This window comes from Simplicispira sp. (genome assembly GCF_028687295.1).
GTDB classification, from domain to species: domain Bacteria; phylum Pseudomonadota; class Gammaproteobacteria; order Burkholderiales; family Burkholderiaceae_C; genus Simplicispira; species Simplicispira metamorpha.
The window spans coordinates 11,784-27,680 of record NZ_JAQUAL010000026.1 but is presented as its reverse complement, the minus strand read 5'-3'; the positions used below and the strand labels follow the sequence as shown (position 1 = coordinate 27,680).

Here is a 15,897-nt window from a genome sequence, read left to right as displayed (position 1 = left end):
AAAAAACTAGAAAGACAAAGTCTGAAGCTTGTCTCTTCTTCGTGGAGCCGTATATGCAACTACAAGATATTCTTTATTCTCAGGGATTCGGTACCCGTCGTGTTTGTGCTGGATTGGTACAACAAGGTTGGGTCGAGATTTACGATGTCGATGGGGATAATTTTCCTGTAGTTTGTACCAATTCAACGGCTGATTTCTCTCTTGAGGGTTTCAAATTTCGTGTTCAGGGGATAGATTGGGAATGCTTTTCTCAGGCTTATGTCATGCTTCATAAACCTGCGGGAACAGAATGTTCCCAAAAGCCATCAACATATCCCAGTATTTACACTTTGCTGCCTTCCCCTTTAAGACACCGGCCAACCAAAAGTGCGATCCAAGGTGTACAAGCAGTGGGGCGATTGGATCAAGATACTACGGGTCTTTTGTTGCTCAGTGATGATGGTCAATTCATCCATCGAATGAGTTCCCCTAAAAAACATGTGCCCAAGGTTTATCAAGTCACTGCCAAGCACCCTGTGACATCTGTGCAGGTAGAGCAACTTTTGGCCGGTGTAGTGCTTGACGATGATCCAAAGCCTGTACGTGCAGCAGCTTGCGTTTTGACGGATGAATATCGCTTGGATTTGACACTGACTGAAGGTAAGTACCATCAAGTCAAGCGCATGCTTGCAGCAGTCGGTAACCGTGTTGAAGCATTGCACCGATCCCGGATTGGTGCGTTAGAGCTTCCTGCTGATCTCGCCCCTGGTCAGTGGCGTTGGTTGACTACAGAAGATCTACAAAAATTACAGGCCGTAGCCTGAAAAGTAGAACGCTTTAGGCATTTCATGCAAGCCCACGGCTAAACTCGTTGCATGTTTTGAAAGCTGTTTGTGAAATTTCTGATGCACGGCATGCTCCGCATTGCGGTTGTGGGGAGCGTGGTTTTTGGTGGGGTCGCCTTTGCTGCGCAGCCGCCTGTGTTTGTGCTCAATTCACTGGATGCCAACGTCAGTGTGATTGATCCGTCGAGTTGGGTGGAAACATCGCGTATTCCTACAGGGAAAGAGCCACATCACCTCTACCTCACACCCGATGAAAAATCCCTCATTATTGCCAACGCTTTGGGGGACTCGCTGACTTTTGTGGATCCGCGCACAGCGCAGATTCAGCGCACGGTGCGTGGCATTATTGATCCTTATCATTTGCGCTTCACACCGGATATGAGGTGGCTGATCACCGCAGGCAACCGGCTGGACCATGTGGATTTTTATCGCTGGGATGGCAAGGAGCTGACGTTGGTGCGGCGGGTTGCCACGGGTCGCACACCCAGCCATTTATGGATCGATAGCGCCAGCCGCCGTGTTTATGCCACGATGCAGGATAGCAACGAGTTGGTAGCTATGGACATCGCAAGCCAAACCATTTTGTGGCGCATTCGCACAGGGGCGACTCCTGCGGATGTGTATGGCAATGGGGATGGGCGTCGGCTTTTTGTCGGGCTGACGGGCAGTGATGGTGTGGAAGTTTTTGATATTTCTGCCCAAGTGCCACGCAGTCTCCAAATTATCAAGACGGGTGAGGGTGCCCATGCGTTTCGAGCCGCTGGTGATGGGCGGCATCTTTATGTCAGCAACCGCGTGGCCAATACCATCAGCAAGATTGACATGAAAGCCCTGGAAGTGACAGCGCAATACCCAGCCCCCGGTGGCCCCGATTGCATGGACGTCTCTGCGGATGGGCGTTGGATTTACCTGAGTTCACGCTGGGCACGGAAATTGACCGTGATCGATACACACACGCGCCAAGTGGTACGCCAAATGAAAGTTGGAAAGTCGCCCCATGGTGTTTGGACGCTTAACCACGCGCCCCGTTAGAGCGGTGCTCCACATGATTTCAGGTGCCAGATGGCGGCTTTTTTATGCTTCTGTATTGATAGCTGTTGGCGCTTATCCAGCGGGCGTTAGAGCCCAATTTAGTTGTGAAAAACCGGTGTATCTCACGCTGGATACCGGGCATATGGGTATCGCGCATTTGGTGGCCCAGGTGCTAGCCCGTCAGCAGGTCGTTGTGACTTTTTTTGCTGCCAATGAGCCAACTCAGCAAGGCGACGGCAGCTTGGGCAGTTATTGGTCTGCTTGGTGGCGTGATCGTGCAGCAGAAGGCCATGCCTTTGCTTCGCACACCTGGAACCATACCTATTGGCGTGCTGATGCAGGCACACCAACGGCACCTGCATTCCGTGTGCGCCCTTCGGCTGGGCCCCGGGCAGGCCAAGAGTTCATTCTCAGCGCGGCGCAGTACTGCGATGAGATTGCGCAATCTGCGCGCCGTTTGCAGGCATTGACGGGGCAGGTGCCTTTGCCGCTGTTTCGTGCGCCCGGTGGCAAAACGTCAGCACAGTTGCTTGCTGCGGCGCAAGCGTGCGGTTATGCCCATGTGGGATGGTCACCTGCCGGATTTTTGGGCGATGAGCTACCCAGTGAGCAGTTCAGCAACCAGGCATTGCTGCAAAAAGCCCTCAAAAACATTCGCAGCGGCGATATTTTGCTTGCCCACCTGGGCATTTGGTCGCGCAAAGACCCATGGGCACCGGCTGTTCTGGAGCCGCTTATCGTGGGGCTGAAAGAGCGTGGGTTTTGCTTTCGCACGCTGCGCGAGCACCCCCGGTATGCCGGGTGGCAGGCAGGAAAATCCTGAATTCTTGGGACAAGGACGAAGCGATGGATTGGTTGGCAACGGGGTTTGATGCAGCGCAGCAATGGCTTTTTGAAGCCGTGGTGCAGCCGCTGCTGTTTGCCGGTGGCATGGCCAATTTTCTGGAGGATGGCTACCGTGCCACGGGGTGGCTGCTGGTCGGGCTGCTGCAATTGGTTGTCATCGTTGGCTTGCTGGTACCGCTACAGCGTTGGCGGCCTGTGGAAGCGATTACAGACCGTAGCGCGGTACGCACTGACATCATTTACACGCTGCTGCACCGGCTGGGGATATTCCGTGTGGGGCTGTTTTTGGCGTTGGATCCATTGTGGGACACGTTTTTTGGCGCGCTCAGCGTCGGCGGCATCACGACTTTCCAGCTCGACAGCATTTGGCCGGGTATTACTGATATTCCTTGGGTGAGTCTGCTGTTGTATCTGGCGGTTTTTGATCTGCTGGATTATTGGATTCACCGTGGTCAGCATCGCTTCGAATGGTGGTGGCGCCTGCATGCGTTGCACCATTCTCAGCGCCAGTTGACGGTATGGAGCGACAACCGCAACCATCTGCTGGACGATATTTTGCGTGACAGCATCATTGTGCTGGTAGCGCAGTTGATTGGTGTGGCGCCTGGGCAGTTTGTTGCCATCGTGGCCCTGACGCAGTTGAGTGAGAGTTTCCAGCATGCCAACTTGCGGCTGTGGTTCGGCCCGGTGGGTGAGCGCTTGTGGATCAGCCCCCGGTTCCATCGACTGCACCATGCGTTGTATGCGGGCCATGCCTTGACCCCGAAAACCGTAGGAAGCAGCAATTTTGGCGTGCTCTTGCCATGGTGGGACATGCTGTTTGGTACCGCCAATTTTGAGCGGCGTTTTGATCCTACGGGGGTGTACGACCAGATAGAGCCTGGCCCCGATGGCCGGGTGCGTGATTACGGTCAGGGTTTTTGGGCGCAGCAGTGGCGCGGCTTATTGCGGTTGGCCGGGCGGGCGTAGCATCCCCCTGCATTCGTTGACAAAAGGTATGCTTGAACCCATGGCCCTTTTGCTGGATTCATTTTGGCGTGCGATGGCGTATTGTGTGCATCCACGCGTAATCATGCTGTCGCTGCTGCCCTTGCTGCTGATGGCCATTTCGGCTTTGGTGCTGGGTTATTTTTACTGGGATGCCGCAGTGCAGTATGCGCAGGCATTGCTACAGGCGCCCGGCCTGATGAGTAGCTTTTGGAATTGGCTACAGCGCTTTGGCATTGCGGATGCCACATCTTTCGTTGCACCGCTGATGGTGGTCGCTTTCATCACACCCCTCATCGTGCTGGTGGCATTGCTGGTGGTGGCTGTGTTGATGACGCCTGCCCTGGTTGCTTTGGTGGCCCAGCGCCGCTTTGCCACGCTGGAGCGCAAAAAAGGCGGCTCTTTGTTGTGGAGCTTGGGGTGGTCGCTGGGTTCAACTGCACTGGCATTGCTCGCCTTGGTGGTGTCGGTTCCTTTGTGGTTGATTCCGCCGTTGGTTCTGGTGCTCCCGCCGCTTATTTGGGGATGGCTCACCTACCGCGTAATGGCTTTTGATGCATTGGCAGAGCACGCCAGCTCTGCCGAGCGCAAAGCGCTGTTTTTGCGCCATCGCTGGAGTTTGCTTCTGATTGGGATTTTTTGTGGCTATTTGGGTGCGGCGCCAGCCATTGTGTGGGCTTCCGGTGTGGTTTTTGCGGCGGCGTTCTTTATCCTGATTCCGTTGGCTATCTGGATTTACACCCTGGTCTTTGCGTTTTCTTCTTTGTGGTTTGCACACTTCTGCCTTTCTGCACTGGCTTTGTTGCGTGCGGAAACCGACACCCGCGTCGTGATTGATCCCTCTGAGCGCATGCCAGATAGCGTACTTACCGACCACAATACACCCTCTGTTACCAATTTACCTCCATCTGAAAAAGTCGCGCCATGACGCAAAAATTTGGACTCATCATCGTTGGCGATGAAATCCTCTCTGGCAAACGCGTTGACAAGCACTTGCCCAAGTTCATTGAGCTTTTAGCTGCACGCGGTCTGGCGCTGTCTTACGCCGACTATGTGGGCGATGACCCTGAGCGCATTACTGCCACGTTGCAGCGTGCTTTCGCGTCGGGGGACATCATTTTCTCGACGGGTGGAATCGGTGCCACACCGGATGACCATACCCGCCAGTGCGCTGCACGGGCGTTGGGCGTGCAGCTGCAACTGCATCCCCAGGCTGAAGTGTTGATTCGTGAGCGCATGCAGGATATGGCGCGCGAGCAAGGAGCGCCCTACGAGCCTGAACGTGCCGACAACGTGCATCGGTTGAATATGGGTGTTTTTCCAGTTGGGGCGCACATCATTCCCAATCCGTACAACAAGATACCCGGCTTTAGTTGCAGCGCTGGCAGTGGTGGTGCCGTGCATTTTGTGCCCGGCTTCCCCGTCATGGCATGGCCGATGATCGAATGGGTGCTGGATCAGCAGTACCCGCACCTGTTCCACCGTGCGCCGCAGATAGAGCACTCCGTGCTGGTACTGGGTGGAATGGAAGCCACACTCACGCCGTTGATGGAGCGAATTGAGCGTGAGCACGCACCTGTGCGGGTTTTCAGCTTACCCAGCGTCGATCACCCTGTGCACGGACGCCATATTGAATTGGGTGTCAAAGGCCCTGCGGCGGTGGTTCCTGCCGCATGGGTTGACTTGTGTGCAGGATTGCACTCTATTGGTGCAAAAGTAGGCCCCGAATTAGTGCGCAATCTTTGATGTGTCATTTTTCTCTTTTATTGCACCTTTGTGGTGCATCTATCCGCAGCGTTAGGCGTGAACTTATGGTGCATCTCTCGCTGTGCAGTGTCCGCAGGGTTGGCATGTAATCTGCTTTTCACCCGGCATACTTCTTTTTCAACAAGCGTTTTTTCCAGGAGAACCTGATGGCCCAGACCGTTGCAGACGTGATGAAGATGGTGAAGGAAAACGAAATCAAGTTCGTGGACTTCCGTTTTACCGATACCCTTGGCAAACAGCACCACACCACGGTGCCGGTGTCGCATTTCGATGAAGACAAATTCTCGTCGGGCCATGCGTTTGACGGTTCGTCGATCGCTGGCTGGAAGGGCATCGAAGCGTCGGACATGCAGCTCATCCCCGACCCGAACTCTGCCAACATCGATCCCTTCTTTGAAGAGCCTACGCTGGTCTTGACCTGCGACGTGATCGAGCCCAGCGACGGCAAGGCTTATGACCGCGACCCACGTTCCATCGCCAAGCGTGCCGAGGCTTACCTCAAGGCATCCGGCCTGGGCGATACGGCTTTCTTCGGCCCTGAGCCCGAATTCTTCATCTTCGACGGCGTGCGCTGGACCAATGAACCCGGCCACGTGAGCTATGAAATCGAAGAGTACGAAGCCCCCTGGAATACGGGCAGCAAACTCGAAGGCGGCAACCGCGGTCACCGTCCCACCACCAAAGGCGGCTACTTTCCGGTGCCCCCAGTGGACAGCACGCACGACATGCGTGCCGAGATGGCCCTGATCCTCGAATCCCTGGGCATCCCGGTCGAAGTGTTCCACCACGAAGTGGCCGGCGCTGGCCAGAATGAAATCGGCACACGTTTCAGCACCCTGGTGGAGCGTGCCGACTGGACCATGTTGCAAAAGTACGTGATCCACAACGTGGCCAATGCCTACGGCAAGACCGCCACCTTCATGCCCAAGCCCTACGCAGGCGACAACGGCTCGGGCATGCACGTGCACCAGTCGGTCTGGAAGGACGGCAAAAACCTGTTCGCCGGTGATGGCTATGCCGGCTTGTCGGATTACGCCCTGTACTACATCGGCGGCATCATCAAGCATGCGCGTGCCCTGAACGCCATCACCAACCCTGGAACCAACAGCTACAAGCGCCTCGTGCCGCACTTCGAAGCCCCGGTGAAGCTGGCCTACTCGGCCAAGAACCGCTCGGCCTCGATCCGTATCCCCTACGTGTCCAACCCCAAGGGCCGCCGCGTCGAAGCCCGCTTCCCCGATCCACTGATGAACCCCTACCTGGGCTTTGCTGCCTTGCTGATGGCGGGTCTGGATGGCGTGGAAAACAAGATCCACCCCGGCGAAGCCGCCACCAAAGACCTCTACCACCTGCCGCCCGAGGAAGACAAGCTGGTGCCCACCGTGTGCCACAGCCTGGACCAAGCCCTCGAAGCACTGGACAAGGACCGCGCGTTCCTGACCAAGGGTGGCGTGTTCTCCGACAACATGATCGACGCCTACATTGAGCTGAAGATGTCTGAAGTGACGCGTTTCCGCATGGCCGTTCACCCGGTTGAATACGACATGTATTACTCCATCTGATGCGTGGGCCCGGCAGGGCCCTGCACAGTGTTCAAGGCGGTGCTTGCACCGCCTTTTTTCATGCAGGCCCGAGTTGTCGGCATGCGCTGGGAACCTGCGGTGTGTGGTGGTGTCCCATGCAGCATTTCGGCGGTAAGGTGCCGTCCAAAAATTGGTGCTGCATGGTGTTTGGGCGATACTCTGGCGCAACCCCTGCATGTGCCATGCGAGGAAAACGTATGACAAAAACTCTCACTACCCTGCTGTCCACCATCCTGTGCAGTGTCTTTGTGGCACCTATGGCTTGGTCGCAAGACCGTATTTACCGCTGTGGCAATGAGTACACCAACAACGCCAGCCAAGCCCGCGAGCGCGGCTGCAAACTCGTTGAAGGCGGCAATGTGACTGTGCTGCAAGGCAGCGCGCCTCGTGCACCAGCTCCAGCGTCTGCGCCTGCACAGGCCAGCAACCGCCCCGCCGGATCAGCAACGCCCCCAGCCGCATCGCGCATGAACGACAGTGACCAGCGCGCCCGCGATGCCGATGCGCGCGCCATCTTGGAGTCCGAGTTGCGCAAGGCAGAGAGCCGCCTGGCCGAGTTGAACAAGGAATACAACAACGGCGCGCCTGAACGCAATGCGCTCGATTTGCGCAATCCCCAGCGCTACATGGAGCGCACCGCAGAACTCAAAGCCAGCATCGCCCGTGCAGAAGGCGACATCGCTGGCATTCAGCGCGAACTGGGCCGCCACGGCGCGGCCAACAGCGGCAAATAATCCACGTGACCTCAGATACTGCATCGCACACGGCCAGCCGCTTTCAGGCGCTGGATTTGTTGTCATTGTTGGTGGCCGTATTGCAAAGCGATGGTGCGGTGCAATTTGCCAACGCTGCGCTGGAGAACGTGCTGGGCCTGTCGCGGCGCACTCTCGAAGGCGTGGGTTTTGCCCAGTTCTTTACCGATCCGGCGCTGCTGCACACCGCACTGCAAGGCGCCCGGAGCCGGGATTTTGCGGCCCTGCGCTTTGAAGGCAGTCTCAAGCGCTTGCACCAGGATCCCGTGCTGGTGCATGTGAGTGTGACCGCCGCAGAGTTGTCAGGGCAGATGCTGGTGGAGATGTGGCCCTTGGAGCAGCAGGCGCGCCAAGACCGTGAAGAGCGGCTGCGTGAACAGGCGCAGGCGCACAAAGAGCTGATCCGCAATCTGGCACACGAAATCAAAAATCCGCTGGGTGGTATTCGCGGCGCAGCACAGTTGCTGGAAATGGATTTGCAAAGCCCTGACCTGGTCGAATACACCCAAGTCATCATCCATGAGGCCGATCGCCTGCAAAGCCTGGTGGACCGGCTGCTGGCGCCGCACCGCCATCCCCATCTGGTGGGTGACGTGAACATCCACGAGGTCTGTGAGCGCGTGCGCTCGCTGATTCTGGTGGAGTACCCCCAGGGCTTGTCGATTGCGCAGGATTACGACATCTCCATTCCCGAATTTCGCGGTGATCGCGCCCAGCTGATCCAGGCATTGCTCAACGTGGTGCAAAACGCCGCCCAGGCCCTGGCGCCCCGCATCGCCCAGGGCGATGCCCGCATCACCTTGCGCACCCGCGTGGCCCGGCAGGTCACGGTGGGGCGTGAGCGCTACAAGCTGGCATTGGAATTGCATGTCATCGACAACGGGCCGGGCGTGCCTGATGCCATTCGGGAGCGGATTTTTTACCCATTGGTGTCGGGGCGCGACGGCGGATCGGGTCTGGGGCTGACGCTGGCACAAACTTTTGTCCAGCGCCACCATGGAATGATTGAGTGCGACAGCGTGCCAGGGCGCACCGACTTCCGCATCCTGATTCCTTTGCCCTGAGGACCCACACACCACCACCAGCGAGAACACAGCACATGAAGCCGATCTGGATAGTAGATGACGACCCCTCGATCCGCTTTGTGCTGGAAAAAGCGCTGGCGCGGGAACACCTGCCCACGCGCAGCTTTACCAACCCGCGCGAAGTGCTGGACGCACTGACCGAATTGGGCGCTGGAACCAGTGACCAACCCGCGCCGCAGGTGCTGGTCAGTGACATCCGCATGCCCGGTGGCACCGGCCTGCAACTGCTGGAAAAAGTGCATGCGCTACAGCCGGGCCTGCCCGTCATCATCATGACGGCGTACTCTGACCTCGATAGCGCGGTGTCGGCTTTTCAGCGCGGTGCTTTTGAGTACCTGCCCAAACCCTTTGACCTGCCCAAGGCCGTGGAACTGATCCACCGTGCAGTCCAGGAAAGCCAGCGCGAGGACGTGGCCCAAGACAGTCCGGCGGCCACCGCCGAAATGCTCGGTCAGGCCAGTGCCATGCAGGACGTGTTCCGTGCCATTGGCCGCCTGAGCCAAAGCCAGGTCACGGTGTTGATCACGGGCGAGTCAGGCTCGGGCAAAGAGCTGGTGGCGCGCGCGCTGCACAAGCATTCGCCTTGCGCGGGGGGGCCGTTTGTGGCCATCAACACCGCGGCCATTCCCAAAGACCTGCTCGAATCCGAGCTGTTTGGCCATGAGCGTGGTGCTTTTACGGGCGCGCAGACCCAGCGCCGGGGCCGCTTTGAGCAGGCCGAGGGCGGCACCTTGTTCCTCGATGAAATCGGCGACATGCCCTTTGACCTGCAAACGCGCTTGCTGCGGGTGCTCTCGGATGGCCATTTTTACCGCGTGGGTGGCCACAGCGCCGTCAAAGCCCATGTGCGCGTGATTGCCGCCACCCACCAAGACCTGGAGCGCCGCGTGCAAGACGGCGCCTTTCGCGAAGACCTGTTCCACCGCCTCAACGTCATCCGCTTGCGCCTGCCTGCGCTGCGCGAGCGGCCCGAAGACGTGCCCATGCTCACGCGCCACTTTTTGCAGCAAAGCGCCCGCCAGCTCGGTGTGGAGCCCAAGCGCATTGCCGATGCGGCGCTGGCACGGCTGGCGCAGTTTGGTTTTCCGGGCAACGTGCGCCAGTTGGAGAACATCTGCCACTGGCTCACGGTGATGGCCCCGGCGCAGGTGATTTCAGTGCAGGATTTGCCGCCCGAAGTGCTGGCTGTTCCTGCGCCTTGCGCCCCGCAGGCTTTGCCGGGCAGCGCCCCGGCTGCGCCCGAGCCGCCGCCCGCCGATGCCGCCGTGCCGCCCGATGCCGCTGTTGTCCCTGTCCGCGCACCGCTGCGCAGCGCCACGCTGGACGCCGTGCTCAGTCCCCAGAGAGAAGGCGCAGCGCCTGCCGACACCTGGGAAGACGCGCTCGCAGCCCAGGCACAGACCCTGCTGGGCACTGGCCAGGAAGCTGTGTGGGATACGCTCACGCGCCGTTTCGAATCGCGCCTGATTCGCACCGCTTTGGCGGCCACCCACGGGCGGCGCATGGAGGCCGCACAGCGCCTGGGTATAGGGCGCAACACCATCACGCGCAAAATACAGGAGTTGGGGCTGGACGTTCAGGATGATGATAAAAACAGCCTCTAGCGCTTACCGGTTAAGCGCAAGCAGCTATCATTTTGAATGACTTCCACACCTTCGATCCGTTTCATGTGCCGCGCCATCCTGACCACACTGGGGTGCGCCGGGCTGGTGCTCATAGCCGGATGCACCAGCGCCGGCAAGGCGTTTGCGCCGCAGGAAAGCTTTGGCTCCGTCGCCACCTACTCGCGCCTCTTTGACGCCACGCCCCACCAGACCTGCGAAGCCGCACGGCGTGCCCTGCTCAGCCAGGGTTACATCGTCAACACCACCACGGCCGAGCTGATCGAGGGCAAGAAAAACTTCCAGCCCGATGCCGAGTCCCACCTGCAAATGATGATTCGCGTGGTGTGCGTGCCTGAAAGCGGCGACGGCAAGGTCAGCCTGGGCTTTGTCACCGCCCTGCAAGACCGCTACACCCTGAAGAAAACCAACAACTCCGCCAGCCTGGGCGTGGGCGGGGTGGGGTCGGTATCGCTGCCGTTCATGTCGGGCGGCGAGTCGCTGGTGAAGGTGGGCAGCGAGACCATTGCCTCCGACCAGTTCTACGAAAGCTTCTTTGATCTGGTCAAGCGCTATCTGCTAGCGCTGGAGTAGCGGCGCGATGCCAGCCAAAAAGCCATCCAGCGAATTTCGGATTCTGGCCCTCAGTGGCGGTGGCTATCTGGGCCTGTACACCGCCGTGGTGCTGGCTGAACTGGAGCAGCGCGTGGGCGAGCCACTGGGGCGGCGTTTTGACCTGATCGCCGGTACTTCGGTGGGCGGCTTGCTGGCGATGGCGTTGGCGTTTGAAGTGCCCATGGCCCGCATCGTGGAGCTGTTTGTGCAGCGAGGGCAGGAGGTTTTTTCATCGCGGCGCCTGCCTGGCAGTGCGGTGAGCCGCCTTTTCGACATGACCCGCTCGGTGCTGGGCCCCAAATACAGCGGCGAGGCCCTGCGCCGCGAGCTGACGCAGCACTTCGGTGACAAAACCCTGGGCGATGCACTGCACGCGGTGGTGGTGCCAGCGGTGGACGTGCGGCGCAGCGTGACCAAGATTTTCAAGACGCCGCATGCGCAGGCATCGCTGGGTGATGGGGGGCTGAGCGCGGTGGACGTGACCTTGGCCACCTGCGCGGCGCCGGCGTATTTTCCGTGTGTGGTTGTGGGCGACCGGCTGTATGCCGATGGTGGCCTGTTTGCCGTGGCGCCCGACCAGGTGGCGCTGCACGAGGCCGAGCTTTTCATGGGGGCCAAGCCCGCCCGGGTGCGCATGCTCTCGGTGGGCACCGCCACCATGGGCTACCAGCCCGCCAGCCAGGTCGAGGCCGACGCGGGCGCCGTGGGCTGGCTGACCGACGGGCGCCTGATCCTCACCATGATCGCCGTGCAGCAGCAGCATGTGCAGGCCGTGATGGAAGACCGCCTGCAAGAGCGCTACCTGCGCCTGGACGCTCCCTGGCCTGCCCGGGCCGGGCTGGGCATCGACATCGCCACGCCAGAGGCGGCACACACCTTGTCAGCCCTGGGGCGCCAAACCCTGGTGCAGACCGATGCCCAGCGGTTGCTGGATTTTCTGTAGCGCTGGCAATCGGGTGCGGCGCACCTTTACTTTTGCTGGTGCTTGCAACACCATGGTGCCTGCACATTTCATTTGCACGGAGGTTGAATCCCATGAGCACCATTACCTTGAACCAGGACGCCGCCAGCCGTTACACCAGCGCTGCTGTCAACGCTGGTGCCCAAGAGCGTGCTGCGGTGGCAGCGGCCAACCGGCGCAGCAACGAGCAGGCGGCTGCATCTGCACCCGCCCCCAGCGCACGCAATGAAACCACCGTCACCTTCAGCCCGCGCGCCTTGGAACTGGCCGCCAATGCCGAGCGTGAGGATGCCCGCCGCACCGCCGAGCAGGCGCAGACGCGCCAGAACAACGAGCAAATGGCCAGCCAGCGTGCCGCCGAATTGAACGCCCAGGCCCGCGCCGCCAGCGAGCGGGGCAGCAGCTGACGCCTTGCCTGCCTAAAATATAGGTAAAAAGTGACTCTATCCCTTGCTGGGTGACCGCTAGCAGCTATCAAATTAAAAGCAAATTGGCCAGTCGATGCGAGCCATGGAGCGGTAGTTGAACCGCTGCCATTGCTCAGCTGGGCAGAAACAGGGCTGGATCGACCATCGTGCGGTTGAGCATCACGCCCCAATGCAGGTGCGGCCCGGTGGCGCGGCCTGTAGCACCCACGGCGCCCAGGCGCTGGCCGGTGTGCAGTGCATCGCCCACTTGCACATCGATGGCACTGAGGTGGCAGACCATGCTCAGCAGCCCGCCACCGTGGTCCAGCCACACCGTCTGGCCGTTGAAGAAATAGTCGCCCGTGTCGATCACCCGCCCCGGCAGCGGTGCCACCACCGGCGTGCCCGTGGCTGCGGCAATGTCCATGCCGCTGTGCGGATTGCGCGCCTGCCCGTTGAACACCCGCCGCAGCCCGAATGAGCTGGAGCGCCGCCCCGGCGTGGGCACGCGCATGCCCAACTGCTGTGGCATCGGCTCCGAGAAAGTGGCCATCACCACCGCCTGGTGGTCGCGCTCACGTTCATAGCGGGCTTGGTTCTCGGGGGATAAATCGACCGTGCGCGGCGCCACCTGCAAGCGCTGCTCCTGGTAGCGCTTGGGTGCGATGGTGTAGGCCAATTGCTGCGGTGCCTGGGTGCCGTGCTGCACGGTGATATGCGCCTGACCTGGCGCTGCAGCCAGGGCAATGCCGACCAGCGCCGTCCATTCGATGGCATCACCCAGCACCAGCAGTGGTACATCGCCTGCGCGGGCTTGTGGTCGCACAGCCCCTGGGCCCAGCGACAACCGCACCACACCGCCTGGCACGGGCAGGGCGTGGGGCCACGGGTCGGAGTCGGGCGCGGGCAAATTGGCAGCGGCCAGGTGCTGTGTCGGCAAGGCCAGCAAGCCCAGGGCACCGAGCAGGGCAGTGCGTCGTTGCAGCGGCGCGGAGTTAGCAAAAAGTGCAGTCGTCATCAAGGTGCGGGCGGTGAATGTGGGTGGGGGCTGCGGCAGTGGCGATGGCCATCAGTGCATGGCCAGCACCGCTTCGGCACGCAAGCTGATGTTCAGCACGGCATCGTCGCGCAACGGGCCGTGCCAGACCATCAGGCCCACCGGCAACTCGCCCGCTTGGTGGCAAGGCAGCGACAGCCCGCAGCCATCGAGAAAATTGATGGGGCTGGTATTGCGCAGCAGCAGGCTGTTGGCCTGGGCAAAAGCGGCATCGCGCGCAGCGTCTTGCGCCGGGTCTTGTCCGTCGGCGGGCGCCACGCTGGCGATGGTGGGCGCCACGATGGGAACGGTGGGCGAGAGCAGGGCGTCAAACCCGTCGATGGCAGCGTGCATGCGCTCGCTCCAGCGCTGGCGCGCGTCCAGCAGATCAATGTAGTCGGCGGCGCTCATGGCGGCGCCGCGCTCAATCCGGCTGCGTACGCGCGGGTCGTAGCGGTGGCCATGCTGTGCCAGCAAGTGCCGGTGCCAGGCGTAGCTTTCTGCGGCAGAAAAGCCACCGGCGGCGTTGATTTGCAGGGCCTCCGCTACCTCAGGCAGAGCGATTTCTTCGATGTGCGCGCCTGCGCTACGCAGCGTTTGCAGCGTGCGCGCAAAAGCCTGGGCGACGGTGGCGTCCACGCCCTCCAGAAACAGGGTTTGCGGCACGGCCAGACGCCAGGCCGACAGCGGCGCCGGGCTGCGGGTGACGCGCCGCGCGGCCAGAATCTCATGCGCCACGATGGCGTCGGACACTGAACGTGTCAGCGCGCCCACGGTATCGAGCGTGCGCGACAGCGGCACCACGCCCGAGGCCGGCACCAGCCGCGCTGTGCTTTTAAAGCCCACAATGCCATTGAGCGCGGCAGGAATACGGATAGAGCCACCGGTGTCGGAGCCCAGGCCGATGAAGGCGGCACCCGTAGCCACCGATACGCCCGCGCCGGAGGACGAGCCGCCGGGGATGCGCGCTGGGCCGGGCAGGGCGCCAAAGCGTGCATCCCAGGCGGCAGGTGTGCTGAAGTGCGGATTGGTACCGACACCAGAAAACGCGAACTCCACCATATGGGTGCGCCCCAGAATGCTGGCGCCCGCCGCGCGCAGCCGGGCTACGGCGGCGCAATCGTGGGCAGCGGCGGGGGCGTCTGCCAGCACCACAGAGCCCGCTGCCGTGGGTTGACCACGTACATCGAACAGGTCTTTGATAGACACCGCCAGTCCGGCCAGTGGCAGGTGCTGTGCGCCGGGCTGGCTGGCGCGCTGGCGGGCTGTAGCAAAGTCGGTGCGGGTGAAAGCGTGGGCGCAGGCATCAGACTGGGCTACCGCGATGCAGCGCTCAATTTCGTCGGTAGCGCTGGTGTGGCCTGCCTGGATCAGGCGGCGCGTGGTGCCAAGGTCTTGGATCATGGTGTGCTAGAATCTTGCGGTTTTGCCGAGCAGTGAGCAGTTTGCCTTGCGAGCTGTGGTCGTAGTGGCAAGATAAATCGCAAACCAGCCCTATCAAGGTGTTGTCTTCCGAATCAGGCGGGCAAATGACGGGCTGAATTTTAGACCCAACCTTTGGAAAATATTATGTCCGTTACCATGCGCGAAATGCTGGAAGCCGGTGTCCACTTTGGCCACCAAACCCGCTTCTGGAACCCCAAGATGGCTCCGTTCATCTTCGGTCACCGCAACAAAATCCACATTATCAACCTGGAAAAATCGCTGCCGATGCTCCAGGATGCAGCCAAGTTTGCCAAGCAACTGGCTGCCAACGGCGGCACCATTCTGATGGTGGGTACCAAGCGCCAAGCCCGTGACACCATCGCCGCTGAAGCTGCCCGCGCTGGCGTGCCTTACGTCAACCAGCGCTGGTTGGGCGGCATGCTGACCAACTTCAAGACTGTCAAGACTTCGATCAAGCGCCTCAAGGATATGAAAGCGCAGCAAGAAGCTGGCTTGGAGTCCCTGAGCAAGAAAGAGCAACTCATGTTCACCCGTGAGATCGAGAAGCTCGAAAAAGACATCGGCGGTATCCAAGATATGGCTGCGCTGCCCGATGCCATTTTTGTGATCGATGTGGGCTTCCACAAGATCGCCATCGCTGAAGCACGCAAGCTGGGCATTCCGCTGGTGGGTGTGGTTGATACCAACCACTCTCCTGAAGGCATCGGTTACGTCATTCCCGGTAACGATGATTCGGCCAAGGCCGTTGATCTCTACGCCCGTGTCATCGCTGACGCCATCATCGAAGGTCGCGCCAACGCGATCGACGAAGTGGCCCGTGCAGTTGTGGCCAACGAAGGTACAGACGAATTTGTGGAAGTGCAAGAAACTGCTGCCTGAGCAGTCCTTGCTGCGCGTTTGTCGCGGTAAAAAGCGGGGCTCTTTTGGCCCCCTTTTTTTATCTTGAATCGATTGA

The 15,897-nt window shown here is 60.3% G+C and carries 16 protein-coding genes; 14 read left to right on the top strand and 2 right to left on the bottom strand.

Going from position 1 to position 15,897, the window contains the following annotated elements:
- Nucleotides 1–53 precede the first annotated feature (53 nt).
- From PHX69_RS05040 to PHX69_RS04980, 13 genes are all read left to right on the top strand, one after another.
- Nucleotides 54–803 (top strand): 16S rRNA pseudouridine(516) synthase, encoded by a 750-nt coding sequence (locus PHX69_RS05040; RefSeq protein ID WP_288042652.1) that lies wholly within the window; start codon nucleotides 54–56, stop codon nucleotides 801–803.
- A gap of 90 nt (nucleotides 804–893) precedes the next feature.
- The gene (locus PHX69_RS05035; RefSeq protein ID WP_288042651.1) at nucleotides 894–1,856 is read left to right on the top strand and encodes a YncE family protein; all 963 of its coding nucleotides are present in this window, start codon (nucleotides 894–896) and stop codon (nucleotides 1,854–1,856) included.
- A gap of 13 nt (nucleotides 1,857–1,869) precedes the next feature.
- The gene (locus PHX69_RS05030) at nucleotides 1,870–2,679 is read left to right on the top strand and encodes a polysaccharide deacetylase family protein (RefSeq protein WP_288042649.1); all 810 of its coding nucleotides are present in this window, start codon (nucleotides 1,870–1,872) and stop codon (nucleotides 2,677–2,679) included.
- A gap of 23 nt (nucleotides 2,680–2,702) precedes the next feature.
- Entirely contained in the window at nucleotides 2,703–3,671 is a 969-nt protein-coding gene (locus PHX69_RS05025) for a sterol desaturase family protein (protein WP_288042650.1), read from the top strand.
- Nucleotides 3,672–3,699: 28 nt separating this feature from the next.
- Complete coding sequence (locus PHX69_RS05020) at nucleotides 3,700–4,617, top strand: EI24 domain-containing protein (protein WP_288042648.1); 918 nt, start codon at nucleotides 3,700–3,702, stop codon at nucleotides 4,615–4,617.
- A complete protein-coding gene (locus PHX69_RS05015; RefSeq protein WP_288042647.1) occupies nucleotides 4,614–5,435 on the top strand; it encodes a competence/damage-inducible protein A in 822 nt (273 codons plus the stop codon). Before PHX69_RS05020 ends, PHX69_RS05015 begins: the two co-directional genes overlap by 4 nt.
- A 167-nt stretch (nucleotides 5,436–5,602) precedes the next feature.
- Nucleotides 5,603–7,018, top strand: coding sequence for a type I glutamate--ammonia ligase (gene glnA / locus PHX69_RS05010; RefSeq protein ID WP_119012824.1), 1,416 nt, complete (start codon nucleotides 5,603–5,605; stop codon nucleotides 7,016–7,018).
- 218 nt (nucleotides 7,019–7,236) lie between these two features.
- Nucleotides 7,237–7,773, top strand: coding sequence for a hypothetical protein (locus PHX69_RS05005; RefSeq protein WP_193552680.1), 537 nt, complete (start codon nucleotides 7,237–7,239; stop codon nucleotides 7,771–7,773).
- Nucleotides 7,774–7,778: 5 nt separating this feature from the next.
- Nucleotides 7,779–8,855 carry a nitrogen regulation protein NR(II) gene (glnL, locus tag PHX69_RS05000; protein ID WP_288042645.1) on the top strand — a complete coding sequence of 359 codons (1,077 nt, stop codon included), beginning with the start codon at nucleotides 7,779–7,781 and terminating at the stop codon, nucleotides 8,853–8,855.
- Nucleotides 8,856–8,890: 35 nt separating this feature from the next.
- Nucleotides 8,891–10,480 carry a nitrogen regulation protein NR(I) gene (gene ntrC / locus PHX69_RS04995; RefSeq protein WP_288042644.1) on the top strand — a complete coding sequence of 530 codons (1,590 nt, stop codon included), beginning with the start codon at nucleotides 8,891–8,893 and terminating at the stop codon, nucleotides 10,478–10,480.
- A 36-nt stretch (nucleotides 10,481–10,516) separates the two neighbouring features.
- Nucleotides 10,517–11,071, top strand: a complete 555-nt coding sequence (locus PHX69_RS04990; RefSeq protein ID WP_374761673.1) for a DUF2242 domain-containing protein — start codon at nucleotides 10,517–10,519, stop codon at nucleotides 11,069–11,071.
- A 7-nt stretch (nucleotides 11,072–11,078) separates the two neighbouring features.
- A complete protein-coding gene (locus tag PHX69_RS04985; protein ID WP_288042643.1) occupies nucleotides 11,079–12,035 on the top strand; it encodes a CBASS cGAMP-activated phospholipase in 957 nt (318 codons plus the stop codon).
- Nucleotides 12,036–12,127: 92 nt separating this feature from the next.
- On the top strand, nucleotides 12,128–12,460 hold the full coding sequence (locus tag PHX69_RS04980) for a hypothetical protein (protein ID WP_288042642.1): 333 nt from the start codon (nucleotides 12,128–12,130) through the stop codon (nucleotides 12,458–12,460).
- Nucleotides 12,461–12,593: 133 nt separating this feature from the next.
- Here the strand turns inward: PHX69_RS04980 and PHX69_RS04975 are convergent, their stop codons facing one another.
- Both PHX69_RS04975 and PHX69_RS04970 read right to left on the bottom strand, forming a co-directional pair.
- Nucleotides 12,594–13,478 carry a M23 family metallopeptidase gene (locus PHX69_RS04975; RefSeq protein ID WP_288042640.1) on the bottom strand — a complete coding sequence of 295 codons (885 nt, stop codon included), beginning with the start codon at nucleotides 13,476–13,478 and terminating at the stop codon, nucleotides 12,594–12,596.
- Nucleotides 13,479–13,529: 51 nt separating this feature from the next.
- A complete protein-coding gene (locus PHX69_RS04970; RefSeq protein WP_288042638.1) occupies nucleotides 13,530–14,900 on the bottom strand; it encodes an amidase in 1,371 nt (456 codons plus the stop codon).
- Between the two features lie 165 nt (nucleotides 14,901–15,065).
- Here PHX69_RS04970 and rpsB point away from each other — a divergent pair, with 165 nt between their 5' ends.
- Nucleotides 15,066–15,821 carry a 30S ribosomal protein S2 gene (gene rpsB, locus PHX69_RS04965; protein WP_119012816.1) on the top strand — a complete coding sequence of 252 codons (756 nt, stop codon included), beginning with the start codon at nucleotides 15,066–15,068 and terminating at the stop codon, nucleotides 15,819–15,821.
- The last annotated feature ends 76 nt before the right edge of the window (nucleotides 15,822–15,897 follow it).